The sequence below is a fragment of the Nakamurella sp. A5-74 genome (assembly GCF_040438885.1).
GTDB lineage: Bacteria > Actinomycetota > Actinomycetes > Mycobacteriales > Nakamurellaceae > Nakamurella.
The window spans coordinates 2387958-2412366 of record NZ_CP159218.1 but is presented as its reverse complement, the minus strand read 5'-3'; the positions used below and the strand labels follow the sequence as shown (position 1 = coordinate 2412366).

The 24409-nt window shown below is 66.4% G+C and carries 22 protein-coding genes; 5 read left to right on the top strand and 17 right to left on the bottom strand.

The features are described 5' to 3' along the window. Positions 1–118 precede the first annotated feature (118 nt). The 3 genes from ABLG96_RS11050 to ABLG96_RS11040 form a co-directional block, all read right to left on the bottom strand. Positions 119–808 (bottom strand): FAD:protein FMN transferase, encoded by a 690-nt coding sequence (locus ABLG96_RS11050; protein ID WP_353647448.1) that lies wholly within the window; start codon positions 806–808, stop codon positions 119–121. 98 nt (positions 809–906) lie between these two features. Then, a complete protein-coding gene (locus ABLG96_RS11045) occupies positions 907–1518 on the bottom strand; it encodes an FMN-binding protein (protein ID WP_353647447.1) in 612 nt (203 codons plus the stop codon). 19 nt (positions 1519–1537) lie between these two features. Next, complete coding sequence (locus ABLG96_RS11040) at positions 1538–3022, bottom strand: ferredoxin reductase family protein (RefSeq protein WP_353647446.1); 1485 nt, start codon at positions 3020–3022, stop codon at positions 1538–1540. A 139-nt stretch (positions 3023–3161) separates the two neighbouring features. Here ABLG96_RS11040 and ABLG96_RS11035 point away from each other — a divergent pair, with 139 nt between their 5' ends. Then, positions 3162–3581, top strand: a complete 420-nt coding sequence (locus ABLG96_RS11035) for a hypothetical protein (protein WP_353647445.1) — start codon at positions 3162–3164, stop codon at positions 3579–3581. Positions 3582–3608: 27 nt separating this feature from the next. Here ABLG96_RS11035 and ABLG96_RS11030 read toward each other — a convergent pair whose 3' ends face one another. The 4 genes from ABLG96_RS11030 to ABLG96_RS11015 form a co-directional block, all read right to left on the bottom strand. After that, on the bottom strand, positions 3609–5027 hold the full coding sequence (locus ABLG96_RS11030) for a HAMP domain-containing sensor histidine kinase (protein WP_353647444.1): 1419 nt from the start codon (positions 5025–5027) through the stop codon (positions 3609–3611). Continuing rightward, on the bottom strand, positions 5024–5719 hold the full coding sequence (locus ABLG96_RS11025; protein WP_353647443.1) for a response regulator transcription factor: 696 nt from the start codon (positions 5717–5719) through the stop codon (positions 5024–5026). Before ABLG96_RS11025 ends, ABLG96_RS11030 begins: the two co-directional genes overlap by 4 nt. Before the next feature lie 1140 nt (positions 5720–6859). Then, a complete protein-coding gene (locus tag ABLG96_RS11020) occupies positions 6860–7915 on the bottom strand; it encodes a YbhN family protein (protein WP_353647442.1) in 1056 nt (351 codons plus the stop codon). A gap of 153 nt (positions 7916–8068) precedes the next feature. Next, entirely contained in the window at positions 8069–9127 is a 1059-nt protein-coding gene (locus ABLG96_RS11015; RefSeq protein ID WP_353647441.1) for an ABC transporter permease, read from the bottom strand. A 35-nt stretch (positions 9128–9162) separates the two neighbouring features. On the opposite strand from ABLG96_RS11015, the gene ABLG96_RS11010 reads away from it, so the two are divergent. Further along, complete coding sequence (locus ABLG96_RS11010) at positions 9163–9660, top strand: MarR family transcriptional regulator (RefSeq protein ID WP_353647440.1); 498 nt, start codon at positions 9163–9165, stop codon at positions 9658–9660. Between the two features lie 106 nt (positions 9661–9766). Here the strand turns inward: ABLG96_RS11010 and ABLG96_RS11005 are convergent, their stop codons facing one another. From ABLG96_RS11005 to ABLG96_RS10995, 3 genes are read right to left on the bottom strand one after another with little or no spacing between them, the layout of a single operon-like run. Beyond that, positions 9767–10618: a fumarylacetoacetate hydrolase family protein gene (locus tag ABLG96_RS11005; protein ID WP_353647439.1), complete on the bottom strand. Its 852-nt coding sequence runs from the start codon at positions 10616–10618 to the stop codon at positions 9767–9769. Positions 10619–10627: 9 nt separating this feature from the next. Beyond that, positions 10628–10969: a cupin domain-containing protein gene (locus tag ABLG96_RS11000; protein WP_353647438.1), complete on the bottom strand. Its 342-nt coding sequence runs from the start codon at positions 10967–10969 to the stop codon at positions 10628–10630. Further along, positions 10966–12726 (bottom strand): bifunctional 3-(3-hydroxy-phenyl)propionate/3-hydroxycinnamic acid hydroxylase, encoded by a 1761-nt coding sequence (locus tag ABLG96_RS10995; RefSeq protein ID WP_353647437.1) that lies wholly within the window; start codon positions 12724–12726, stop codon positions 10966–10968. The genes ABLG96_RS11000 and ABLG96_RS10995 overlap by 4 nt, the downstream gene beginning before the upstream one ends. On the opposite strand from ABLG96_RS10995, the gene ABLG96_RS10990 reads away from it, so the two are divergent. Beyond that, positions 12679–13872 carry a flavin reductase family protein gene (locus ABLG96_RS10990; RefSeq protein WP_353647436.1) on the top strand — a complete coding sequence of 398 codons (1194 nt, stop codon included), beginning with the start codon at positions 12679–12681 and terminating at the stop codon, positions 13870–13872. The genes ABLG96_RS10995 and ABLG96_RS10990 overlap by 48 nt on opposite strands. After that, complete coding sequence (locus ABLG96_RS10985) at positions 13812–14186, top strand: DUF2316 family protein (RefSeq protein ID WP_353647435.1); 375 nt, start codon at positions 13812–13814, stop codon at positions 14184–14186. The genes ABLG96_RS10990 and ABLG96_RS10985 overlap by 61 nt, the downstream gene beginning before the upstream one ends. Before the next feature lie 111 nt (positions 14187–14297). On the opposite strand, the gene ABLG96_RS10980 is transcribed toward ABLG96_RS10985, so the two are convergent. The 7 genes from ABLG96_RS10980 to ABLG96_RS10950 all read right to left on the bottom strand — a co-directional run bounded on the left by ABLG96_RS10980 (position 14298) and on the right by ABLG96_RS10950 (position 23044). Further along, on the bottom strand, positions 14298–15230 hold the full coding sequence (locus tag ABLG96_RS10980; protein ID WP_353647434.1) for an SDR family NAD(P)-dependent oxidoreductase: 933 nt from the start codon (positions 15228–15230) through the stop codon (positions 14298–14300). A 48-nt stretch (positions 15231–15278) separates the two neighbouring features. Next, the gene (locus ABLG96_RS10975) at positions 15279–15845 is read right to left on the bottom strand and encodes a TetR/AcrR family transcriptional regulator (RefSeq protein ID WP_353647433.1); all 567 of its coding nucleotides are present in this window, start codon (positions 15843–15845) and stop codon (positions 15279–15281) included. 27 nt (positions 15846–15872) lie between these two features. Beyond that, the gene (locus ABLG96_RS10970) at positions 15873–17339 is read right to left on the bottom strand and encodes an MFS transporter (protein WP_353647432.1); all 1467 of its coding nucleotides are present in this window, start codon (positions 17337–17339) and stop codon (positions 15873–15875) included. Positions 17340–17628: 289 nt separating this feature from the next. After that, entirely contained in the window at positions 17629–18171 is a 543-nt protein-coding gene (locus ABLG96_RS10965; protein WP_353647431.1) for a nuclear transport factor 2 family protein, read from the bottom strand. A gap of 51 nt (positions 18172–18222) precedes the next feature. After that, the gene (locus tag ABLG96_RS10960; protein WP_353647430.1) at positions 18223–19587 is read right to left on the bottom strand and encodes an acyl-CoA dehydrogenase family protein; all 1365 of its coding nucleotides are present in this window, start codon (positions 19585–19587) and stop codon (positions 18223–18225) included. After that, on the bottom strand, positions 19584–21980 hold the full coding sequence (locus ABLG96_RS10955) for a CocE/NonD family hydrolase (protein WP_353647429.1): 2397 nt from the start codon (positions 21978–21980) through the stop codon (positions 19584–19586). Before ABLG96_RS10955 ends, ABLG96_RS10960 begins: the two co-directional genes overlap by 4 nt. After that, positions 21977–23044: a zinc-binding dehydrogenase gene (locus ABLG96_RS10950; protein WP_353647428.1), complete on the bottom strand. Its 1068-nt coding sequence runs from the start codon at positions 23042–23044 to the stop codon at positions 21977–21979. The genes ABLG96_RS10955 and ABLG96_RS10950 overlap by 4 nt, the downstream gene beginning before the upstream one ends. Before the next feature lie 184 nt (positions 23045–23228). Here ABLG96_RS10950 and ABLG96_RS10945 point away from each other — a divergent pair, with 184 nt between their 5' ends. Then, positions 23229–24386, top strand: coding sequence for a DUF3500 domain-containing protein (locus ABLG96_RS10945; protein WP_353647427.1), 1158 nt, complete (start codon positions 23229–23231; stop codon positions 24384–24386). Positions 24387–24409 lie beyond the last annotated feature (23 nt).

The following is a 24409-nucleotide window of genomic DNA, read 5'->3' as shown; positions in this document are numbered from 1 at the left end:
GCATTGTGGGCAGGGTGGGTCAGTTCGATCGCATGGTCAACCAGTCGGGCAAGTCTCGTAGGTCGAATCAGGCCAGACACACCTGTTTCCGGAGCGGATAATGTCTGTCGTAAGTCCCTCAGCTGCCGGATTCGGGCCCGACTCCCAGCTCAGCGGACGACAGCGATCCGATGTCTGGAGCGATCCACCTTTCGAAGCCGCGCGATGTGCGCACCTCGCCTGTGCTCGAGCAGAGCAGCACCTCGTAGTCCGCCGGCCAGCTGGTGACATCCAGGGTTTCCGGTCCAGCGACCGCAGCAGCAGTGGCAAGGATGTCGGCCCAGACCAGCTCCGGGCCGACAACAGTTGCTTGCCACGGATTCATCACCGGTTGACCGGTGCGGGGATCCCAGAGATGACTGCCGCGGTGAGCGGAACCAGAGGTTGCCACGGCGCCGCCGGTGACCGCCAGCACCGTCAGCAGACCGGTCGGGTCTGCAGGATGCTCGATGCCAATCCGCCAGGGACCACCGTTCACGGCCAAATCCCCACCGGCGTTCAGGTAACCAGGGAAAGCGCCGAGCCCGCTGTCGGCGAATGCAGCTCCCGTTGCCCAGCCCTTCACCACTCCGGACGGGTCGAGCTCGGCCCCCTCCCGCACGTCGAACAGGCCGCCGGTGATCCGGTGAGCGGTAGCTGCCAGTTGCAGGACGAGGGCGACGTCCGGATCGACGTCCTCGACCGGTGTCCCGGCTCGCACGCGAATCACGTCGCTGACTGGGCGGTAGGTGCTGAACACCCGGTCGACCCGCTCGAGGAGAGTGCGCATCCGACCCACCGCTGCATCCACCACCTCAGCGGGAGCATCGCGGACGTGCAGGGAGAACGGCAAACCCAGTTGGTTCCACGAGCGAACATGGAGATTCCTCACGCGTGGAACCCGGCGGCATCCAGAGCCGACTGCACCGATGCGAGGAACCCCTGTGTCGTGTAGGTCGCCCCGCTGACCCCTTGCACTTGTGCGCTCTGGGCCTTGAGAACCTGGTTCTGCAGGTCAGGAACGGCGTAGGAGTTGATCTCCTGGTCTCGGCCGCCCCCGTTCGGGTAGGCGAGCGCTGTCACGTCGGTGATCGTGTGACCGGCGATAGTGACCTGTACCTGAACTGCGCCGTACTGCGTCATCTCGGTGGACCCCTGGACGGTGACAGGCGCAGCTGTGGTGGGGGTGGTCGGTGCCGTGGAGGTCCGGGGGGCCGAACTGCTCGACGGTGCCGACCTCGGGCGTGCGGATCTGGTGGTGCTGGAAGGCGTGGTCCGGGGGGCTACGGACGTCCGGTTCACCGGGTGATTCGTCCCGCTCGGGGTGGACAGCGGGTCGGGTCCGGTGCTCGCGGTGATCATCGGTGCCTGGGCCACGATGCGGGCAGGGGAGACGACCGTGGCTGCCGTCATTCCACCGTCGCCGGAACTGGTGCGGTAGGACAGCAGCAGCACGAGCGCGGCGAGTGTGCTCATCAGTGCGAAAGTGATGCGTCTCATCGGGATCAGACCTTTCTGCTCAGGTGGAGAATTCTTCGGTGTGGATGCACCGGGCGCTCACGCCGAGTGCGAGCACGGTGGTGCGTACCTCGGCCATCCAGGCTGTCGGTCCGCACAGGTACACCTCGCGGTCGGCGACGTCCGGCACGAACATGCGGACGGCCATCGCCGGATCGACCCGGGCGGTGCCACCCCACCAACCCGACAGCTCCGGGTGCCGATGGCCCGTCGCCGCCAGTACCAGCAGGTTCCCGCGCGCCGCCAGGGCGGCGAACTCCCGACCGAAGAGCATCTGCTCCGGGCCGGCGATGCGGTGGATGATCGCCACTGAGGGCGAGTGAACCCCACCGGGACCGTCGGTGGGTCGCTCGCCGATGATCTCCTCGGCTAGGCCTCGCATCGTGGTGACCCCGACGCCGGCGGCGATCATCAGCACGTCCCGCTGGGTCCTGCGGTGCGCCGTCATGCGGCCGTGGCCGCCCTCCACGAGCACTCGGCTGCCCACCGGGACGGCTGCCTTGTCCCGGGTGCCGTCGCCGGCCAGGCGCATGGTGATCCGGACGTGGTGCGGGGTTGGCGCCGCAGACACCGTGACGGGGTGGGCGCGGGTCCAGCCGGGAGCGCCGAGGAATCGCCACTGGCAGTACTGACCAGCCCGCAACCCCCAGCGGTCCAGTCGGTGGCCGCGCATGACGATGGAGATCACGTCAGAGCTCTCACCGACCACCTGCTCGACCACCAGTCGATGACGCAAGCTGAGGAAGAACGGATGACCGACGCGCCACAACAGGATCGAGCCGATCGCCAGGCCCCACACCGACCACCAGAAGACCGTCGCGAGAGGCGAGGCGGTGAAATCGGCGCCGGTCCACAGCTGATGGGGCAGCGCCAGCGCGACTCCGACATAGGCGTACAGGTGGATCAGGTGCCAGGACTCGTAGCGCATCGACCGGCGAGCCGCGCGGATCGAGGTGACAACGACCAGCACAAGGGCCAGCGTGCCCGCGGTGGCGAGCAGCATGCCGGGAGAGTCCAGCACGAGCGTCACCAGTTCGGCCCAGAAGCCCGTCCTGCCCGTGGCGGCGTAGCCGATGGTGATCGTCACGATGTGGACGATCATCAGATGGAACGACAGGAAGCCGATCAGCCGGTGACGCCGGACCAGGGTGTCCTGTCCCCAGATGCCCTCCACCCACGGGATGCGGGCCATCATCACCACCTGCAGCAACAGCAGGTACGACGCGACCAGACCGGTGAGACGCCCTGCCCCGGTGAGGATCCCGGCGGAATCGTGCATCGCCTGGACACCACCGTCGTGCACCCACAGGGCAACCACGGCGGCCAGTCCGGCAACGGCGACGGAGCCGACCAGGTCGCCGATCCATCGGCGCCGGCGTGCACCGCTCACGTCCGGATAGCGCGCCAAGGACCGTTGTTCGGTGATCGGTCCAGCGGGGACTGCGGTCACCTGGATCACTCCGTCCTTGTTCGTTGGCCCCAGCATGACGAAGGAGTCTCAGAGCCGGCTCTGAACCAGCGGCCCCGCGCACACCAGGTTCTGAGGAAACTCTGAGACTCGGTCGCGACACTTGGCTGCGGTGCGTCGGTCACGGCGCACCATTGCCATGCACAGAGGAGATCCCATGCAGAACCGTCGTCGGGAACTGATCACTTTCGGAGCACTGACCGGGCTGGCCGGCCTGCTCGTTGTGCTGCAGGGAGTGTGGGCGGGCATCTTCCTGGCCCATGACGGTTCGCGGGACGACTACCAGGGGTGGATCGACGTGCACGCCAGGGGTGCCGACATCGCCATCGTGCTGTCGGCACTGGCGACGGTGTTGGTCCTGTGGCGGGTGCGCTCGGCGCGCAGCCTGTGGATCGGTGGCGCAGTGTTGACCCTGGTGCTGGTTCTGGAGTCGTACTTGGGTGGGCTCATCCGCGATGACAGCAAGGACACGCTCACCGTCGTGCACATCCCGCTGGCGATGGCCATCATGGCGCTGGCGGTCTGGTTGCCGATCAGGTCCGCACAGGTACGTCGATCGCTTGTCGCACAGGCCTGATTCCCGTGTGGGCCCGGCGGACCCAGGTCATCCGGCGGGCGAGCGCGCGGGCAAGGTGATCGACACCGTCAGACCGCCACCGGCACGGTTGCAGGCCCGCACGGTGCCGTGATGCTGTTCCGCGATTTCGCGGACGATGGCCAGGCCCAAGCCCGATCCGGGAAGACTGCGCGCGGTGTCGGTGCGGTGGAACCGGTCGAAGATCCGCTCCAGGTCCTCCGGCGGAACGCCCGGACCACGATCAGCGACCTCGATCGTCTGCGCCCCAGCGTGATCCAGTGAGGTCGTGAGAAGGATCGGATGCTCTCCGCGGTCGAACTTCGCGGCGTTGTCGACGAGGTTGGTGATCGCCCGTTCGAGGGCGTGCGGCGCCGCGACGACCGTGTCCGTGGTGACGTCCGTGCCCTGGCCGGCAGAAGTCGTGGTGACGGTGCGGCCGGTGCGGCGGCGGGTTCGGTCGGCGACCCGCTCGATCATCGTGGACAGTCGAACCGACTGCTGCACTTCGGGTTCCCGGGTGGCTGTAGCCAGCTCGATGAGTTCATTCACCAACCCGGTCAGCTCCCTCAGCTCAGTGTCGACATCGTCGAGCAGCTCACTCCGCTCGGCGACGGAGAGCTCGTCGAGTCTGCGCAACACGCGCGCATTCGTCCGCAGGCTGGTGATCGGGGTGCGGAGTTCGTGACCGGCGTTCTGGACGAGCTCCTGCTGGGCGTTCTGGGACGCGCGGAGCCTGGTCAGCATGGTGCGCAGCGAAGTGCCGAGGCTGCCGACCTCGTCATGCCCGACAGCTTCGATGGGAATGCTGAGATCGCCCGTGCGGGCGACCTTCTCGGCTGCCGCGGACAGCGCCGCCAATCGACGGCTGATGTGCCGCGCGATCCACGAGCCGGCAACCACGGCCAGAACGATCACGCCCAGTCCGGCGAGCAGTGTGACGACGGCGATCCTGGTGAGAACCTCGTCGGCCCGCGCCAGGTTGCGGGCCACTTGGAGCGCTCCCCGACCGGGGCCGCCGGCCACGGTGTAGACCCGGTACTCGGCGCCACCGGCGCCGACCTCGTCGTACCGTGTGTCGCCCGCGGGCCCCGCGGCAGCGAGCTGAAGGGACTCCCGGGTCACCGGGAGCTCGATCGAGCCCGCTGCCGGTGTCACGGCTCCGTCGGGGCTGAGATTCTGGGCAGCGGAGATGATCGGTCCGGTGGAGTCGGCGTCGACCGGTGCCAGCCCGGCACGGCCGTCCGGACTCGAGGTGGCGACGGTCCCGCCGTCGGCGATCGTTGTGGCTGCGGAGACAAGCGCACGGTCCAGCTCATCGTTGTAAGCGTCCACCGCTGCGAAGTAGCTGATCCCGCCCACCAGTACGACCGCCATCACGACCAGGCCGGTGAATGCGATCACCAGCCGGCGTCGCAAGCTCGTCGAGACCCACGCAGGCGCGCTCATGACGGCCTGCTCAGCCCGTAGCCGATGCCGCGCACAGTGCGGATCAGATCCGGCGCTCCGGCATCGAGCAGTTTGCGCCGCAGATAACTGATGTAGACGGCCAGGTTGTTGGAGTCGGGTCCGAAGTCATATCCCCAGATACGTTCGTAGATCACCCGGTGCGGCAGTACTTGGCCCGCGTTGCGCACCAGCAGCTCCAGCAGATCGAACTCGGTCTTGGACAAGGAGAGTTCCAAATCCGCCCACCATGCCTGGCGGCGGTCAGGTGAGATCCGCAGCAACGACCACTGCAGCTCGGCCTCCTGGTTGGCGTCCCCAGAGATGCGGCTGCGGCGTACCAGCGCCCGCAGCCTCGCCAACAGCTCGTCGAGCTCGAACGGCTTTGGCAGGTAATCGTCGGCGCCGGCATCCAATCCGGCGACCCTGTCACCGGTCTCGACGCGTGCGGTCAGCATTAGGATTGGCGTCGTCACCTGCTCGGCGCGCAACAGGCGGCATACACCGATGCCGTCGATACCAGGCATCATGACGTCCAGAATGATCGCGTCGGTAGAGCGCTCGCGCGCAGCCAGCATCCCCTGCACGCCATCGGGAGCCTCGGCGACCTCGTACCCCTCGAGCGTCAGCGCGCGGCGGAGCGACACCCTGATCGCCCGGTCGTCGTCGATGATCAGGACCTTCTGCGGCGTCATGATGTCGATCGTCCGCCATCCAGCGCGTTCCCGTGACGAATGGCCCGGTATGCCGGGCGACCCAGCGGCTCGGGACAGCGCACGCCGAGGACTCCGCGGGCTGGCCAGCCTGCCAGGTGCGGCTTTCTGGCCTCGGGCATCTGGGTCTCGGATGGCGACCACTGACAGTGCGCTGCAGGGAGCACTTCGTGCCGTAGATGTCTACGTCGTGCAGCACGGTCGACGCGCGCCCGGCCCCCCATGTGGTTCGCGATCGAGTCAACGGTGGTGCGCGGGCTCCCGGATTGCCGCCCACAAGGACTTAAGCGCGCCAGCCGCCCTGCACCGGACTCGGTCGACATCTTGAACAGGTGGCACGAAAGCGGTGGTAACTCGGGCCTGGGTTGCAGCCGAGATCGGCACCCAAGGGATAAGTGCGAGAGCGCCTCGCGCGGCGACCCGCACCGTGACCCCTACGTCGAGATCGACGAGGAGCCCTGGCCGCCAGCGGTGTCTAGGTTGGCAGACTGACTGCAGCGACACAGGCAGGAGAGAACCGAGAACTCTCAGGACAACCTGAATTCAGCCGTCGTCCGACTGTGCAGCAGCCCCCGTTCCCGTTCCGGGGTACTCGGACGCCGACCCGTGGTAGCGGCCGAACACCCAGCATCAATGAGCCCCCGCGGCGCCGTCGCGGCGGCCAGCGCAGTGCTGTGGGCAACCGCGTTCCGCAAGTTCGTGCTGAGTAGCGTCGACCGACGGAACCACGATCGACTGCAGTTGGTGCAGTCCGCCGCACCGCGTAGCCGATGAACGCCCACCACTGGTTCCGGCCGAACCCGTCAGGTCCCAACCGGACACAGTGACCACACGTGTCCGAAAGCGACGCCCGGGGTTCAAGTCCCCCTCCGGACACCACGCTCGGCCTGCAAAAACGGGTGCCAGATGCCCATGGAAATCGCTATGTGTGCCCATGGGATATGTTCTCTGGAAGCGCAGCAGCGATTCTTTTGTTTCACCCTAATCTGATGACCTCATCGACTTCCGCGATTGAGCAGCCGATCCGGCCCCGACGGTCGGCGGGACGCGTGCGGATATCGCACAGCTCCAGGCCTTGGTGCTGAGCAACCCGACGCATCTGACCCTGACCAGCAGCGACGATCACGCGCCGCTCCCGAGCGAGGTGGTTGACGCGCTCCGTCGATGGGCGCGCCGGTCGGCGATTCCGGTTGCTGCCCATACTGCCCAGCCAAGTGCCACGATGAACGCGAAACTGATCAGGCGGTACAGCAGCACTCCTGCCGTCGCTGACGCAGTGTTCACTCCACCCTGTGTGAGGGTGAAGATCATCGCGGCTTCGACGACTCCCAGTCCTCCCGCAAGCAGGGACAGGCTGGATGCGCCCATCCCGGCGAGGTAGGCCACTGTCAGCAACGACAGGGACCACGGGTCTGCGCTGACCGCGTAGCAACAGGCGACAAGGCACGCCAGGTCGGTGACCCAGTTCAACCCTGCGAACCCTGTACCGGCGAGCCAGTCCCGCCCGCGTGGCCGGATGGCGGCGAGGTCGCTCATCGTCTTTCGCAGCGCGGCCAGTCCAGTTTCCGGAGCGCGGTGCCTGATCCGGTTGACCAGATGAAGTGCCCGTGGGGTGAGGCGGGCGACCACCTCGCCCCCATGGTGGCGCCGCAGGAAGATCACCACGACTTCAGCCGTAGCCGCGACCGCGACGACCATCACTGAACCGAGCGCGACACCGCCGGCAAGGACAGCGGACACCACACCGAGCAATGCGAACGTCACTGTGCTCAGGATTCCGGAGGACAGCAGCGTGAAGCTGACGGCGGGGACGGTGGCACCCAGAACCCGCATGCGTCTGAAGGTGTAACCGGAGCCCAGGACCGTGCCGGCGGGAAGACTGACGCTCACGGCGTTGGCCGCGTAGGTGAGCGCGATCATGTGGCGCATCGACACCCGCGTTCCGCCGGCGAACAGCATGCGTCGCTGTACGCGGGCGAAGAATCCCATCGAGGCGACCTCGGCCAGCACCGCGAACGCCAGGTAGCGCATGTCCGGCGCCCCGAGAACCACCATCGCGTGTGCGATGTACGGCGCGGCGAAGATGCCCTCGAGGACCAGCAGGGCACCGAGAACGGCGGCCGCGATGACCTTGACGCGGCTCACGGCGGCGGCGGGTGCATCCGCGTTTCGAGACATCAGCCACCACCTCCCCGTGCTTGTTCCAATCCTCCGACCGCCGCCGCGAGAGCGGCACCCCGGGAAGGCTCGAGGGCCTTCAATCGGGTCGTGGGCTTTGGTGGAAGGTCAGTACTTGGCACTGATCTGTCTGGCGCCATGGTTGAGGGACTCTCATGCCACTACCGCTGCATGCCTGCCATCGAGTGCCTGCTGGCTTCGAAGCTGCCGGCGGGCGGCGACGGTGAACACCAGCCCTGCTCCCACGGTCCAAGCGGTCAGGATGAGCAGTCCGCTCACCAGCCCGTCGTTGGCGAAATATGCCGCTCCTCGCAAGGCTCGTACCGCAACGCCGACCGGCAGTACGGGTGCCAATGGCTCCAGCCACCCCGGTAGGAACTGCGCCGGGAGGATGCCGGTGCTGGTGGCGTTGCCGAGCACGAGCAGCAGAACGGAGGCGATGAACGTACCGGCGGACCCGAACACTTTCAGCAGCGCAGCTGTGGTGGCGGCGATCGCGAGAGCAAGCAGTGCGACGAGGGCGGTGGTCGTCAGGAACGGCGCCGGCAGGGCTCCGAAGATCGGTTGGATCAGCACGGCGACGACAACACCAATGCCGACAGCGAAGACTGCGGCGCTGAGCGCCCGCCACCCCGCAGCCAGTGCCGACCCGATCTGCATGCTGGTCAGGGCGAAAAGGAACGCAGCCAGGACGACGCCGAAGGCGCCGTAGAAAATGGACAAGGCGCGGGAGTCACCACTGCTGAGGGGACTGACGTCGGACGTGTTCAGGGGCTTCCCGGAGGCTTGGGCCGCGGCGCCGAATGCTCCTTGCAGCGTCTGGGTGACCGAGGGGCCGTTCGCTCCTGCGATGAGCAGTTCGGGACCTTGCGGCCCGACCACGAAGGCACCCAGGACCGTGCGGTCGAGCACGGCATTGAGCGCGGCAGTGCGGTCGGGGTAGGCGAGCACGTCCAACGCGTTGTCCGCGGCCGCGGCTTGGGACTGCACGGTTGAGACCACCGATGCGGGCGCCACGACGGCTACGGGCAACCCGTGCGGCTTGGGGTCATGGAAGGCCGAGAGGAACACGCCGACGAACAGACCGCCGATCATCAGACCCACCAGGACAGGGATGAGCACGGCCCGAATGTTGACCGGGAGCCGAGCCGTGCCGCTCGCCTCATGGGCGTTGTGGCGCTCGGCCTCCTGGTTGGGTACTGTTGTCGACATGTCATCCATGCCTGTTAATGTATCAGTTATCTGACATGATGTCACCCGAGCTCTTCGATCCTGCAGACCGGTCCAGCTATCTGTTGTGGCAGACCGCGCACTTGGCAGGGCGACAGTTGACGACCGCACTGGAACCCTTCGACCTCACCGCTGCACAGTTCGGCGCTCTGATCCACACCGGTCGCGAACCGGGGATCTCCGCAGCTGAGCTCGCACGGCGGGTGAACCTGGCGCCACAGTCCATCCAAACGGCCCTGCGTCCTCTACTGGAGCGAGAGTGGGTGCAGCGACGCCCCCACCCGGTTCACCAACGCGTGCTCGGCAACTTCCTCACCCCCGAGGGCCTGATGGTCGCTGGGCAAGCGAGCTCTGCGGTCACCAGTGCCGACGCGCGTCTCGTTGCGAGCCTCAATGACAGCGAAGTGAGCGATCTGAAGGACTTCCTACTCAGGGTTCTCCTGTCGCTCAACCCCACTGCTCTCGACCGCAGCTCCCTGCGGCAAGCCGGCGAGGCGGACCTCGGCAACGCCTAGTCCCGTCGAACGAAGCCGCCGGCCAAGCCGGGGCGGGTTCAATCGGTGGCTCGAGTTCGGAGGAGCTCTCTGCCCGCCGACATGTCCGACCGACAGGCAACAGAGGTCAGGCAAGACGGTGCGTGTTGTCGACGACATGGGTGGTCAGAGTTCCCAGGCGGTCGATCTCGACTTCGACGACATCACCTGGGTGCAGCAACCACGGGGGAGTGCGCGCATAGCCGACTCCGGACGGTGTTCCGGTTGCCAGGAGGTCCCCGGGGTTCAGCGTCAGCAGCTCCGAGATGTGGGCGAGGGTTTCGCCCACGCCGTAGATCATCTGTGCAGTGCTCCCGTGTTGGACAATCGTCCCGTTGACTCGGGTCTGCACCGTCAGCCCGTTGCGGAGATCTCCCACCTCACCGGCAGGGACCATCGGGCCCAGTGGACCTGAGTTGTCACCGTTCTTGCCGATGATCCACTGACTGGTTCGCTTCTGGGCCTTCCGTGAGGTGATGTCGTTGAACGCCGAGTAGCCGACGACGGCCGCCAGTGCCTCCTCGGGAGTCGCGTCCACGAGCGTTGCCCCGACCCAGGCGACGACCTCGCCCTCCCAGTCCAGGCCGTCCTCACCTGCGGGCACCGGAACGTGTGCACCATCGACGGTCAGCGACGCCGTCCAGCGAGCGAACAGCGTCGGGTACTCCGGCAGTTCCTGGTCCTTGAAGGTGCCCTCGGCGACATGGTCTGCGTAGTTCAGCCCGATGCACACCACACGAGCCCCGGGGAGCACCGGCGGCACGAGCCGCACCGCGTGGGCTCGCATCCGAACCGAGTCCCTCAGGTCACGGGTCAGATGGTCCGCGGGTGCCGCCCAGAACTCGGCGAGCTCCGCGATGACAACTACTTCCGTGTCGTCCGAGTTCAATGAGCCGACCATCACCTGCCCGCTGCCGTCGTCCACTCCCACGATGCGCATGTCTGCTCCTCAGTTCTTCGACCGGATGACCAGCATGGAAGCCGGCAGGTTCGTGCGGTTCTCGACGGAGCGCATCGTTCCCGGTGTGAAGTGCACCGAGTCGTGCTGCTGGAGGGTCTCCTCGATGCCGTCACTGACCATGACCAACTCGCCCGACACCAGGACGTACACCGTTTCCCCTGGCTGTGGGGCCATGTTCGCCGTGGCTCCGGGCAGGTAGTGCGACAGCGCCACGGTGAAGTCGCTGGTCGGGGTACCGCTGCCGCCCTGCAGCCGGACGGGACCCACACCGTCGTGTCCTTCTGACTGGAAACGTTCGGCATCGCCGATCCTGGTGACGCGCATGGTCATGAAGCTGCTCCTGAACGGGTGGGGACGGAAAGGCCGGTGAGTGTGGCGCGTAGGGCGTCCAGAAGATCGGCGACGTCGTTCTCATCGCCGGTTCCGTAGATGTAGAAGTCAGGGCGGGACAACACGATCCGGCAGTCATGGGTCCCGAACCATGTCCGGTAGGTGTCGTCGACATCGCGGACCGCTCCGCGGCGTCCGACGGCGGTTGAGGTGCCGCCGATCTCTGCAAACCACTCCCTCAGCTCTTCGCCCACCTGGACCATGGGATCGATGTCGAGGCCGATCAGCTGCCAACTGCCGCCGGTGATCTCGTCGAACAGCCCGGCCCGCCCGTCAACCTCGACACGACCCTGTACGGACAGCGTGCCGGCATGCTCGTCGCCGATCCGAGCGAGCGAGGGTTGGCCGAGCCGAGGGTGCGGCGGCTCGACGGTTTCGTCGGCGAGTTCGGCTTTCATCCGTGCATCGCGCTGCGCGGCACGTTTCGGGTCGAGCTCGCAGATGACCTTCCCGATATCGATTGCTGCATCGATGATCTCGCGGACATGAGCGCGGCGCTCGGTGGTGTAGCTGTCCAGCACCGACGGGGCCGCCTGTCCGTCGGCAATCATCGACAGCCGCCAGGCCAGCGCGCTGGCGTCGCGCAGTCCGGCGCACAGCCCCTGGCCGAGGAACGGCGGCATCAGATGGGCGGCGTCCCCGGCGAGCAGCACCCGACCCCGACGCCATTCGTCGGCCCAGCGACCCCGGAAGGTGTAGACAGCGTGCCGTTCCAGTCGAGCATTGGCGGGGGTGACGTTCCAGGGCTGCATCAACCGCCATGCGGTCTCGGGTCTGCCGAGCTCCTCGACCGTGATGTCCTGGCGGCGCATGAACTCGAACCGCCGGCGCCCGGGTCCGCTCTTCACTGCCGTCGCAGGTTGTGCGGGATCGCAGTACTGGGTGACGAACGCGTCCCACTCCCGGTCCACGATGGGCTGGTAATCAACGACGAGCCAGTCGGCTTCGAAGTCGGCTGATGCGCTCTCGAGTCCGACCAGGCCGCGGATCGCGCTGTTGGCTCCGTCGCAGGCAATGAGCCAGTTCCCGCGGACCCGGCTGGTCGTTCCCGATGTCGACTGGATCGTCAGGTTGACGCCGGTGTCGTCCTGGTCGACTCCGACCGCCGAGCAGCCGCGCCGGATCTCGACGGTCGGAAGTTCGCCGGCCATGGTCTCGAGCGCGGCCTCGAGGTCGGGTTGATAGAAGCCGTTGGTGTTCGCCCATCCCGACTCTGCCGGCCGGTTCCAGTTGATCTGCCGGAGCAGTTCGCCGGCGCCGTTACGGATCTGGTAGCCGCCTCGCTCGCCGCGGGACGGTTCGAAGAGATCGTTGTGGTGCTGCATCACACCGGCGGACTGCAGGATTCGGAGTGCTTCGTGATCGATCGTGCAGGCCCGGGGCAGCGGGTAGCGAACAGGCCACCGCTCCACCACCAGAACGCGATGACCTCTGCGGCCCAGCAGCATCGCGGTGGTGAGGCCGACTGGTCCCGCGCCGACCACCAGGAATTCGAACCGACCGGATCCGTCATCGACCGAGGCGCGGGCGCCCGCGGGTACGACAACAGTCATGGTCGCTCCCTCCGGGTTCAGGTTGGCTCTGGTCGCGCCCTCGCGGCTACGATAACATCGTAACCATTCGCATGGTTTAGGGCAACGGAGGCCGACATGACGACAGCATTCGACGCGGGGCTGTTCCGAGAGACGCTGGGTCACTACCCGACCGGTGTGGCTGTCGTGACGGCCATCGGCGAGGACGGCAATCCGGCCGGCATGGTCGTCGGCACCTTCTCTTCGGTGTCGATGGATCCGCCGCTGGTCGCGTTCTTCCCGACGAAGACCTCGGCCAGCTTCGCCATCCTGCGGAACGCACCGGCGTTCTGCATCAACGTCTTCGCTTCGGATCAGGAACCGCTGTGCCGCCAGTTGGCTACCGGCGGGGCGGCGAAGTTCGACGGTGTGCAGTGGCGTCCTGGTCCGCTCGGGTCTCCGGTCCTCGATGGGGCCGTGTCCTGGATCGAGTGCACCTACGCGGAGATCCGTGAAGCCGGTGATCACTTCGTCGTTCTGGGGCTGGTGCACGAGTTCGCGGTGCAGCGTTCGACTCTCCCGCTGCTGTTCTTCCAGGGCGGTTACGGACGATTCTCGCCAGGCTCGTTCGTCGCTGCACCCGGTCCGGAACTGATCCAGGCCGCACAGTTCGCCGAGTCGGTCCGTTCGCAGGTGGAGGAACTGGCCGAACTTTTCGCTGTCAACTGCAGCGTGCTGGCTCAGATCCGATGGGACGCAGTGCAAGTGCTGGCCGCCAATGCCAGCACCGTGGCCGAGTCCTTCCCGCTCGGTCACCGGCAACCTCTCATCCCGCCCTTCGGTGCTGTCTTCATGGCCCAGGCTGCGGAATCAGACATCCAGGAGTGGCTCCTTCGAGCTCCGGACGCGGACCCGGACCGTCGTGCGCTCAACGAAGCGCTGCTGGCAGCGGTGAAGACCCGCGGCTACTCCCTGCTGACCGCGACACCCGAAGCACTGCAACGGCACGAGGCGTTGCTGTCGGCGTTCGAACAGTCCGACAGACTGCCCCGACAGGAGCGTGCTGTACGGCAGGCGACGTCCGAACTCGCTGCGCACTTCACCCCGGAACTGATCCCCGGCCGGACCTACGATCTGACCACCGTCGTGGTCCTGCTGGAGACGGGCCCGGATTTGCCGCCGATGGCACTGCGAATGACCGGGATGTCACCCGGAGCATCTGCTGCTCAGGTGCAGACCTGGATCCACAGCCTGCAGCAGGTGGCGTCAGCATGCAGGAAGCAGACCGCCTCATCATCCGAGCTTCTGTCGGCGTCGAAAGGGCACCTCTGATGTCGTTGAACCGCAACCAGAGCGAGGCGACGCGTGCTGAACTCCACAGCAACACAGAGCTGTCCGGGTTGTCCGCTGACGCCATCGCGAACGCCCTCGGTATGAGCCTCGAGCGCGTGCAGTCGGCCTTGGGCGTCTCCGGGGCTGCACCACAGGACGTCTGGCTCGTCCGTGACTTCCTTGACCGGACGATCCGTCGCGCCGGGGGCACGCCGTATCCCTATACCTCGCTGACCGAATCGGCGAGAGCCGCAGCTCAGGGCTGGTTCGGTCTGAGGGACGTCGAAGCTGTCCTGGGAGAGCAAGGACACTGACGGTGACCCGACAGAGGGGCCGTGGGGTGCTGCAAGAGCCCGGATCTGCACGGGGAGCTTGTGATGACTGGCCCGGGTGGCCCCGGGCAGTCCGGCTGCTGTGCCAATCGGTCAGTTCGACTCGAGGGTGCCGAGCAGGGCGCGTGTCTCGCTGACCACTCGGTCCTGGAAAGCGGGATCGCTCACCTGGTCGGATCCGGTCATGGGCCGGCCCTTCTCGTCGAAGTAGACACCGCTCGCAGTGCTGTCTGCGACAAGGATCGAAGTGATGACCCGCGCAGCACGTTTGGGGGTGCTCCAGTACTTCACGAGCGGCGCGATGGGTGAGAGCACGCACTTCGACAGCAGGCGGATTGCGATGTTGGCGTCCCGACCGAGGTTGGAGCCGGGGCTGAAGCCGGGCTCGACAGCGTTGATGCGCAGTCGTGGGTTCTCACGGGCAAAGGCGAGGGCGGTGGCGAGATTGCCTTGCTTCGAGGTGGCATAGGCGTCTGCGCCGGGGAGCTTCGATCCGCCGGGCGAGAGCCATACGCCTCTGCTGCTGGCCTCAGTGGAGATGTACCGGGCGCCCCGGAAGCCTGCCATCCTGGCTGGTCCGCGATTGGGGTCTTCGACGGCTGACGCGATGAACAGCACCTGGGCGTGATCGGGAAGATGGGGGAGGAGTGCTTCGGTGAAGGCGAAGGGGCCCAGATGGTTGGTGGCGTAGGTGCCGTCCCAGCCCTGGGGTGACCGGAACGGGACTGTCGGTGAAGTGCCGGCGTTGTTGAGCAGGCCCGCGATCGGCAGGCCCAGCGCGACGATGTCGGCGGCGGCCCGACGGACGCTGGAGATGTCGCCCAGGTCGCACACAACGCTGATGGCGCGCCCTCCTGCGGCGAGGATCTCCTGTTGAACTTCGTTGAGTTTGTTCGTGCTGCGTCCGACCAGGACGACTGTTCCGTGCTTCGCCAGCTGCAGAGCGGTGCGGTGGCCGATGCCGGACGTCGGCCCGGTGATGATCCACGCCTTGTCATTGGGAGATCTTGCTGCAGGGGTGGTCATGATGGGTCCTTGTCGTTCTGTGGGGTTTCGGTCAGCGGGTGGAGTGCGTCAGCCCAGGACGCGCCAGAGAGCGTCGAACGCGATCCGGCTGTACTCCTCGGCGTGGTCGGGGTGCCGCTGGATGGCATCGACAGTCGCGTCGGCCATCGCGTTCATGATTTCGAGCAGGAACCCGAGCGGGGCGTCACGGACCGGCCCGCGTTGCCTGCAGCGGTCCAGGAGTTCTGCGATGCCACCGAACCCGGAACGCGCGGCCTGTCGACTCTCAGCGGTGATGTCGTCCGAGACGGCTAGTTGGGCGAGGGCACGCCGCTTGTCAGGATGTGATGTGGCCCAACGCATCCACTGGTCCCACAGGTGACGGACCTGATCGTGAGGATCACTCCCGTCGGGCAGCCCGTCGACTGCCATTGCCCCCATCTCGGTCTTGAGGGACACGTAGAGCTCGTTCAGCAGGACCGACTTGGTCTCGAAGTAGACGAACAACGAACCGTTCGAGACGCCGGCTTCGCGGGCGATCCCTGACGTGGACGCGCCGAGCCCTTCAGTGGCCACGACCCGGCTCGCCGCTCCCAGGATGGCGTTGCGGCGGTCCTCACTTCGTGGTCTGGCCATGATCCAACAGTATAAGAGAGTGATTACTCAGTCAAGCAATCCTGTTGGACTTCCGGAGGCCCGGTGCGTCTCAGGGGTGACACGAGCGTCGGGCGCTCGGGATCCCTCGATCTGACGAGCGATGGCCTCGAAATTTTCGGGAGCCGCGGGGTGCGCGGCTGGGGTTGACGTCTCCGCGAGGGGGCGGTGTGTGCCGAGCTCTGCTGCGGGCGTTGCGAACGTCTCCCGGCCGAGAGCCACTGAGATTCCAGCGATCAAGCAAATCACTGCACCGAGGCCTGCGGCGGCCGCCCAGCCATTCGCGGATCCGCCGGCGAGGGCAACCGCGATCGTCGGGGTGAAGCCCGCCAGCGGGAACGCGAACTGGGTGCCGACCGCGATGCCGGACAACCGGACCCTGGTCGGGAAGATCTCGGCGTAGGTGGCGGGCCAAGCTGCGTTGACCATGGCGAAAGTCAGACCGTTGAAGACGATGCCGGTGATGAACACCAGGGGCAGGCTTCCGGTGGTGATGGCCCAGAAGAAGACGGACAGTGACACTGCGGATCCCGCGATCCCGGTGATGAAGATCTTCTTGCGCCCTATCCGGTCGGACAGCCCGCCGAACAGCGGGATGGTGAAGATCGCCACGAAGTTCGAGACCAGTGACAGCCACAGCATGCTGGTGATGCTGATGCCGTTCCCGTAGGCGGGTCCGGTGGCGAAAGCCAGGCCGAAGACGTTGAACAGGGTTCCGACGGAGCCGATGAAGGCGGCGAAGAACACTCGCACCAGGCCTCTGCGGTGGTCGCGAAACAGCACCTTCAGGGGAACTGCGGCGACCTTTCCTTTCTCGGCCTGCACCTCGAAGGCGGGTGTCTCGGCGAGTCGGCGGCGGATCAGGAAGCCGACGAGGACGACGACTGCGCTCAGCCAGAACGGGATCCGCCAACCCCAGCTGAGCAGCTGGGCGGGGGAGAGGTTTGCCGACAGGACGAGGACCACGGCAGTTGCCAGGACCTGGCCTCCGACGGTGCCGGACAGGGTCCATGAGGTGAAGAACCCGCGGCGGTGATCGGGTGCATGTTCGAACGACATCGAGCTGGCGCCGGCCTGCTCGCCGGCAGCAGACAGGCCCTGCAACAACCGCAGGACAACGAGCAACGCCGGAGCCCAGATACCGATGGTGCCGTAGGTGGGAAGACAGCCGATCAGGAACGTGGAGATGCCCATCAGCAGCAAGGTGCCAACCAGGACCTTCTTGCGACCCACCTTGTCGCCGATGTGGCCCAGCAGCAGCGATCCGACCGGCCGGGCGAGGTAACCGGCGCCGAAGGTGGCCAACGAAGCCAGGGTGGCAGTGGTGGGATCGGACGGGTCGAAGAAGATCTTCGGGAAGACCAGAGCGGCGATGGTCCCGTAGAGGAAGAAGTCGTAGTACTCCAGCGAACTGCCGGCCCAGGCGGCGACGGCGGCCTTCCTCGGTTGCTTCGTGTGCACGACTGCTGTGGACATGAGGATCTCCGCGTCATTGTGGGGTCACGTCGAGGTGGTGGTGCTGAACGCCTGCTGCACACGCGGGCGGATGGATGCCGTCCGGGTGTGCGCAGCCGAGAGCGCTGGGGCGCTGGTGTGAGCAGCGGCATACAGGTGGTGCTGGTCCCGTTCCTGAGAGTCGGGAGGACGGCACGAACTGCAGCGAAACAGACAGCGACTTCTGCGGCGCATCCAGTCGTCCAGGGCGAAATCCGCTGTGGCGCAGCCTTGTGCCGGCGCGTGGTGAACCGAAGGTCAGTGCGGCAGGTCAGGTGGTGGCGCCGAAACCCCCCCGAGCCTTGACGGCATCGAGGAAAGCAATCCGACCATCGGCGGCGAAGTCGTGGAGCACGTTCATCTGCATGTCGGGGTTCTGGGTGCCGATGGGTTCGGGCACGCGCGGATTACCCGACCAGGACTGCAGCTTGCAGACCCGGTGTGAGATGCGCCAGCCTTGTTCGGTTCGGATGAGAACGTCGTCGTACCAGCCGGTTCCGGTCCAGGTGGGGCCACCGTCGGCAGCATGTCGGACGAGCAGCCAGTTGCCGTAGCTGAAGGCGTGGGCGGTGTCGCCGTCGACGGTGACGAGCTGCCCCAACATCGTGTGCTGGTGGCTGTCGAGGGTGTCGTGGAACTCTGCGAATCCTTGCTTGAATGCCGTCAGGTCGCGCCACCCGGTGCCGGCCGGGCCGAACTCTGCCCGCACGTCCTGGGTGAACACCAGGTCGAACAGGTCCCACTGGCGGGCATCCAGAGCGAACGCATACAGGTTGAGCGCTTCGATGATGGCGGCCTTGTCGTGCTCGATCATGCTGGGATTCCTTGCATCTCGGGGAGGGAGTGTCCAGTTGGGTGCGGTTGGTCAGCTGACCTTGGTCACCGGTGTCGGGGCGAATCGGTCGAGTGTGGTGATGCCGGCGAAGTTGTGCGGTGCGAGCCTGGCCATCAGTCGGCCGTAGTTCTCCGACAGTGCCTCCAGATTCAGCGCACCGTGCAGGGTGATGATGCGAGCATCGCGCCAGGACCGCTGGATCGGTTCGAAGTCCATGATGGCGGTCGACCCGGAGTTGCGTTGCAGCAACTCGATCGCTTCCGCACACCACTTCGCGCAGTACGCGGTCTCGACCAGGACCCGGGCGCTGAACTTCTGCAGGTACTCCGGATCGGCCGGAGTACCGGCAGCGGCCAGCTCGCCGAGTCGGTCTGTCTCGGCCGCGTTCGCCTCCGCCATGAGCGTGGCCGACTGGATCTTGGAGTGCACCTCGGAGAGCATCAGGTGCGTCAAGGGCGCTTCGAGCTGGTTCTTGTAGGTGGTGCCGCGGATCGGTCGCCCGTCGGAGCGTTCCAGGAACCGATCCAGTGCACCCTGTGCGATGCCGATCGACATGCCGGCCATCAGGCTGAACGCCCATCCGAGCGTCGGTGCCTTCCAGATCGAGCCCCGCAGACCGTTGTCCAGCTTCTGGCCCGTCACGTCGCGGAAATCCACGCCTCGGTACTCGGGGACGAACAGCTCACCCTTGGCCAGCTTGCAGGAGACGCTGCCGGTCGCGCGCATGCCGGCGACCTTCCAATCGTCCAGGAACTCCAGCTCGTCCCGCGGAACCTGCACGCCGACCAGGTACTGGCCGTCGCCTTCATCGGCGATGCAGCCCAGGTTGGTGTACGGCGCCCACAGTGAGTCGCTGCCGAAGGTCCATGGTCCGCCGGAGATCAGCCATCCTCCCTGGACTCGCTCCACCCGCCCGCGAGTGGCGGGGAAATGGCTCGAGCCGGCGACCCGCGGGCCGACCCACGGGTGGCCGTAGACCTCTTCGACAACACGTGCACCCGATCCGGCCGGGATCCAGTTCGTCGAAGCCCCGACCCACACGGTCCATCCGGCCGACCCGTCCCATTTCGCCACCTCGGTGACGACGTCCAGTTGCTGACGGACGGTCAGCTCAGTCCCGGCGTACTCCGCTGGGCTGCCGATGTCGAAGACGCCGGTCGCGTCCAGATCCGCGATGGTTTCATCGGAGTGCCTGCCGGCTTGCTCCGCCTCCGGTGCTCGCTGACGGAGCGTGGGACCGAGAGCCCGCACCTTCTCCAGGATCACCTGGACGGTTCGGTCGGTGTCGTGCTCGACGTAAGTGGCAACCATCGTGTTCATCTCCTGGTGGGCGGGTTCGATCGGGCTACGCGATGCGCCCTGGCGTGGCGTGGTGGCGGCGGCCGTGGTGCTCATCGGTTCGGCACGATCGGCAATTGCAGATAGCTCGGATACTCGGGACCGGTGTACACGGTGTTCCTGGCCCCGACGTGGTAGCTCTCGTCGTAGGCGCGGGCCGGCACCCCGGCGGCTGAGTAGGGCTGCACATCGATCCTGAGCCGGCATCCCTTGCGGATCAGGGCGCTGCTCGGGTTGAGACCGATCTCGACGGCCACGATCTCATCAGGTGTCAGCGGTCGGTGGTCTGCTTCCAGGTGGGTGTGCACCGGCCAGTAGTCGGTGGATCGCGACTCGTCGAGCTTGCGGTGCGACACCTTCAGCAACCCGTGGCCGACCGGGTGGATGCTGGACGGGTCGACAGGGGGGACCAGGGATTCGTAGCGGATCTCGCGGTCGTTCTCATCGAGCACACGCAACGACACGAACGCATCCATGTCGGCGCTGGTGGAGGACACCCACAGCCCTACCTTCAGGTAGCCGGCGAGCACCAGGTCCTGCGTCATGGGGTCGCTGATGAACGAGACACCGGTGGACCAGCGAGGTGTTCCGCCGATCGATCCGACCGGTGCCATGGACGGTCGGCCGATGTCCAGGTGGGCGTCGTAGTCCGCGCTCGCTGCGGCAGTCGGCGCCTCGGTGGTGATGCGCAGGAAGTCCTGCCGGCGGTCGTCGCCGCTCCAGTCCGACGGGGTCGCGTCGAGATACCAACGGGGATAGGTGGTCCGGGCGATCGGCCATTCGGACTCCTCGGAGACGAAGTGCCCGCCGTTGCCGGTCCTGACCTGAACCCGGACGGGGGCCGCGTCCATGATTGCGTTGTCCGCACCGCCCAGCCAGTGGTCGAAGAACTGCTGGTGCTCGGCGATCGTGGACTGCTGGTAGCTGTGGGTGAACCAGGCGTCCACGAAGTCGAACCGCTTGGCTTGAGCGCCGGTGGAACGCAGGAAGGTTTCGCTGCTGCCGAGCTGGTGGATCACCACACCCGTCTGCGGGCCGACGATCCACACGGGGGCTGTGGCCTTCTCCAGCTCGGGGCGCATGAAGATCGAGCCCTGGGCGCCGTAGGCTGCCGGGTCGTTGAACGGAGTGGCCAGCATCTGCGCCATCCAGTCGGTCTCCTGCCGTTCGCCGGTGAAGTTGGTGCCTGCCATGGCCTTTCGCCACCAGCCCCAGAATCCCTCACCGTAGAGGCCGCCACCGTAGAAGGCTTCGTTGTAGAGGTCGGCATCGGTACCGATGGCGACCATGGCCTTGAGGTGTGGTGGCTGCAGGCTGGCGACGGTGTGCTGGGTGATGGCCAGGTACGACATTCCCCACAGGCCGACGTTCCCGTTCGAGAAGTCCTGGGTGCCGGCCCACTCGATGGCGTCGTAGTAGTCCTCGGCCTGCTGCACGCTGAAGGGGGCTTGCAGGCCGGGGCTGTTGCCGACCCCGCGCGCGTCGACACGGATGCACACGTAGCCCTCGGGCACCCACACCGAGGAGTCGACACTTTCGTGGTTCTCGTACTGCAGGCCGTCCGGGTTGCCGGAGAAGTAGCGGTCCTCGAGTATCTCCTTGCGCTCGGCGTCGGCAGCATTCCCGATGCAGCCGTGGTCGAACGCTTTGCCGTAGAAGCCCTGGTTCATGACGACCGGGTGCTGGCTGCCGTCGTCCGGTCGGAAGACATCGGCACACACGTAGGAGCCGTCTCGCAGCGGGATCTGCACATCGGTCGCCTTGATGATGCCGCGGATGTTGCGGCGCAGCTCATTACGGGATGCTGCCGCGTTCTGCAGGGAGCGGGGAGAGTTGCCACTGAAGGCGCCTTCGGTTGCGTTCAGCGTGTCCAGCAGGGCGACGACGGCCGGGTCGGCGGCGAACGCAGCGGATCGATCGCCGCTGAAGGACACCATCCGGGTTGCGGTTCCGGACTCGTCAGCCGAAGGTGCCACGTCAGCAGCGTCGGTGTCTGCCTGGTTGAAGTTGAGGACCATGGGCCCCACGACTTCGTGGACAGCGGGCGCGATGGTGACCCCCGACTCCACTGTTCCGTCGTGATCCAGAGTGTGCACGAGACGGGCGAGGTTGGTGACGATGGGATCGCGGAGCCGCTCCATCTTGCCGTCCACCCGGTTGACCAGTTGGGCCAGGTTCACCCGCGGTGCGCCCACCGCATTGCCGAGGACCAGGCCGCCGACCAGGAACGTCACAGATTCGCCCTGCCGGTAGCGGAAGCTGCCGCGCTCGTCGGTCAGACCTCGCTCGGTCGGGGTCCGGAAGGCCAGACCGCGGATCGGCCCGGCGAAGACTCCGGTGAGTGACTCGACCACGGTGGAGACCTCGACGGCCGCGGTCCCGGATGCAGCCGAAGCCTGCTCCGCCGCTCCGTTTCCCGGGTGATGGATGGTGTCTGGGGTCGCGGTCATGACAGAGCTCCCGATGGGTTTCGGTGGAGGTTCGACTGGCGATCGCCCGGCAGTACAACGAGCTTGACGTGCGGGGAGGACGCCTGGGCCTCCCAGGCTTCGGGCAGATCGGCGAGGGCAACGGTGCGGACGTCGACGTACAGGTCCCCGCGTCCGAGCGCGGCCCACAGCCAGGCCAGGGCACGCTGCTTGTCCTTCAGCTCTGTGTGCAGGCCGGCGAAGCCCGACAGCTGGATCTGTTTGCCGCGCAGCAGGCCCGCGGGAATGGTCGCTGTCGACCCGGCCGAGTTTCCGATGTTGACCACCCGGGCGTGCTGTGCGCACAGTGGCAGCACAGCCTGGAGCGGAAGGCCGTACAAGCCGTCCAGGACGACGTCGACGGGCCCGGCAGTGGCTTCGGCCATCCGCGCCGACAAGGCAGCTTCGCTCTCATCGGGACGCAGATCGACGACAGCGTCCGCGCCCAGGATGAGAAGTCGTTGCAGTGCAGCCTGATCGCGACCGACGCCGATAACTCGACCAGCACCGTGTCGGCGGGCGATCTGCACCGCGAGCTGTCCGACAGCACCGGTGGCGCCGAGCACGACCACGGTCTCGCCGGTACGGAGTCCGGCGGTCTCGATCAACGGCAGCCAGGCGGCCACACCCGAGTTGCCGACAGCGGCAGCGCGCACAGCATCGACACCGGCCGGCAATGGCAGGACGTCCGCGTCGCGCACCAGAACGCGGTCCGCGAATGTGCCCGGCGTTGTTGGTGAGGCACGGCGTTCGGCGTACACCAACGATCCCGCCGGGTGGATGTCCGACTCCTGCACGACTCCGACGCATTCGCTGCCGGGAACGTAGGGGACCTCATGCCGCGCGGAATGGAAGGCGCCTGATGCGATCAACAGATCCAGCGGGTTCAGTGGGGCTGCAAGCACGGACAGCAGCGTCGTGCCCGCGGTCCGGGGAGCCATCGCGATCGAGTCGAGTCGAGGTGCAGCTCCGGGGCGGTCGACCACGGCGGCAGCTGTTTCGGCGGCTGCTTCGTCGCGCGACCGCACGGCGTCCCGGAGGCTCACGCAGACTCCCTTAATACCTAAATGGTTATGATGGTTTCTCGAGTATGCGACGGAGCTGTACCGCTGTCAAGGGCGGTCGCCAACCTCGTCGTCGGCGGTGCAGTGCGCGCTGTCGGTCGCACCCGTCTTCCCCCAAACCATGCGAACGGTTATGATGCTTTGATTATTCGACGGAAGGTCAGCCGTGACGCCCAGTTCCGATCCGCCCGAGCACCTGCATGAGGACGCGCACACCATCCAGAAGCTACTGGTCGGCGTCATCGGTCTGCTCGACACGTTCTCAGCAGATCAGCGAGCAGGTTCCCTGTTCGCCTTCGACGATCCGCGCCGGCTCGACTGGGACATCATCCCCAAGCCGGACCGCATCGGTGTCTCTTTGCATCAACTGGACCGGCACCAGAAAGTGGTGCTGCTGGACCTGATCCGGCTGACCGTGTCCGAAGAGGTCTTCACCAAGATCCTGGCCATCATGCAGCTGGAGCACGTGCTGCGGGCGCGGGAGGCGCAGTTCCTGGGTGTCGCGGCACCGCTGTGGCGCACGTCCGATTCCTACTTCTTCTCCATCTTCGGGCGGCCCGGGTTCGAGGACACCTGGTCGCTTCGCTTCCTCGGTCATCACGTGTGCCTCAATGTCACGATCGTCAACCAGCGCTGGATCTCCATGACACCCAGCGCGTTGGGGCAGCAACCCGCGCTCGATGCGGGCGTGCTCAATCCGCTGGCAGAGGACGAAGGTCTGGGCTTCCAACTGCTGGAGACCCTCGATGAGCGACAGCGCTCCACCGCGGTCATCCACGACACCGCCCCCGCGGACTTCGTGTCGAGGCAGGTTCCCAGAATCGGCGCCCTGGAGTACCCCGACCACTACGACCTGGGGATGCCGCAGTACCAGATCACCACCGCCGATCGAAAAGCGTTGGCACTGAACCGGAACCAGCCGTCCGGGATCCGCGCCGATCAGCTGGAGGAACACCAGCTGGACGTCCTGATGCAGCTGATCGACACCTACCTGCAACGCGTGTCGGACTCGGTCGCCGCCGAGTACCGGACCGGGATCGACGCCGACGGTCCCGCGACGATCCACTTCGCCTGGGCGGGCGGAACGACCCGGGGCGTGCCGCACTACTTCCGGGTGCAGACCCGAGCCCTCCTGATCGAAATGGTCAACGCAGTCGACAGCGGCAATCACATCCATTCGGTGATCAGGGACTTCGATCAGGATTTCGCCGCCGCTGCGCACGAGAAGTATCTCGCGCGCATCGCCGAGCACGGCGATCACCTCACCAGTCGTACGACGTCGAGCGAGGGCACCGAACTGATGGCCAACGACTGGTCCTGGTGAAACACATGCCGACACGGACCCGG

What these genes read in the sequence shown, in the direction of transcription:
- ABLG96_RS11050 (WP_353647448.1), bottom strand. Translation starts at nt 808, where the DNA reads ATGCGCACTCTCCTCGAGCGGGTCGACCGGGTGTTCAGCACCTACCGC.
- ABLG96_RS10975 (WP_353647433.1), bottom strand. Translation starts at nt 15,845, where the DNA reads ATGGCCAGACCACGAAGTGAGGACCGCCGCAACGCCATCCTGGGAGCG.
- ABLG96_RS11020 (WP_353647442.1), bottom strand. Translation starts at nt 7,915, where the DNA reads ATGTCTCGAAACGCGGATGCACCCGCCGCCGCCGTGAGCCGCGTCAAG.
- ABLG96_RS11000 (WP_353647438.1), bottom strand. Translation starts at nt 10,969, where the DNA reads ATGACCATGCGCGTCACCAGGATCGGCGATGCCGAACGTTTCCAGTCA.
- ABLG96_RS11005 (WP_353647439.1), bottom strand. Translation starts at nt 10,618, where the DNA reads ATGCGCATCGTGGGAGTGGACGACGGCAGCGGGCAGGTGATGGTCGGC.
- ABLG96_RS11010 (WP_353647440.1), top strand. Translation starts at nt 9,163, where the DNA reads ATGATGTCACCCGAGCTCTTCGATCCTGCAGACCGGTCCAGCTATCTG.
- ABLG96_RS10965 (WP_353647431.1), bottom strand. Translation starts at nt 18,171, where the DNA reads ATGATCGAGCACGACAAGGCCGCCATCATCGAAGCGCTCAACCTGTAT.
- ABLG96_RS10985 (WP_353647435.1), top strand. Translation starts at nt 13,812, where the DNA reads ATGCAGGAAGCAGACCGCCTCATCATCCGAGCTTCTGTCGGCGTCGAA.
- ABLG96_RS11015 (WP_353647441.1), bottom strand. Translation starts at nt 9,127, where the DNA reads ATGTCGACAACAGTACCCAACCAGGAGGCCGAGCGCCACAACGCCCAT.
- ABLG96_RS11030 (WP_353647444.1), bottom strand. Translation starts at nt 5,027, where the DNA reads ATGAGCGCGCCTGCGTGGGTCTCGACGAGCTTGCGACGCCGGCTGGTG.
- ABLG96_RS10955 (WP_353647429.1), bottom strand. Translation starts at nt 21,980, where the DNA reads ATGACCGCGACCCCAGACACCATCCATCACCCGGGAAACGGAGCGGCG.
- ABLG96_RS11025 (WP_353647443.1), bottom strand. Translation starts at nt 5,719, where the DNA reads ATGACGCCGCAGAAGGTCCTGATCATCGACGACGACCGGGCGATCAGG.
- ABLG96_RS10970 (WP_353647432.1), bottom strand. Translation starts at nt 17,339, where the DNA reads ATGTCCACAGCAGTCGTGCACACGAAGCAACCGAGGAAGGCCGCCGTC.
- ABLG96_RS11045 (WP_353647447.1), bottom strand. Translation starts at nt 1,518, where the DNA reads ATGAGACGCATCACTTTCGCACTGATGAGCACACTCGCCGCGCTCGTG.
- ABLG96_RS10960 (WP_353647430.1), bottom strand. Translation starts at nt 19,587, where the DNA reads ATGAGCACCACGGCCGCCGCCACCACGCCACGCCAGGGCGCATCGCGT.
- ABLG96_RS10990 (WP_353647436.1), top strand. Translation starts at nt 12,679, where the DNA reads ATGACGACAGCATTCGACGCGGGGCTGTTCCGAGAGACGCTGGGTCAC.
- ABLG96_RS11035 (WP_353647445.1), top strand. Translation starts at nt 3,162, where the DNA reads ATGCAGAACCGTCGTCGGGAACTGATCACTTTCGGAGCACTGACCGGG.
- ABLG96_RS10980 (WP_353647434.1), bottom strand. Translation starts at nt 15,230, where the DNA reads ATGACCACCCCTGCAGCAAGATCTCCCAATGACAAGGCGTGGATCATC.
- ABLG96_RS11040 (WP_353647446.1), bottom strand. Translation starts at nt 3,022, where the DNA reads ATGCTGGGGCCAACGAACAAGGACGGAGTGATCCAGGTGACCGCAGTC.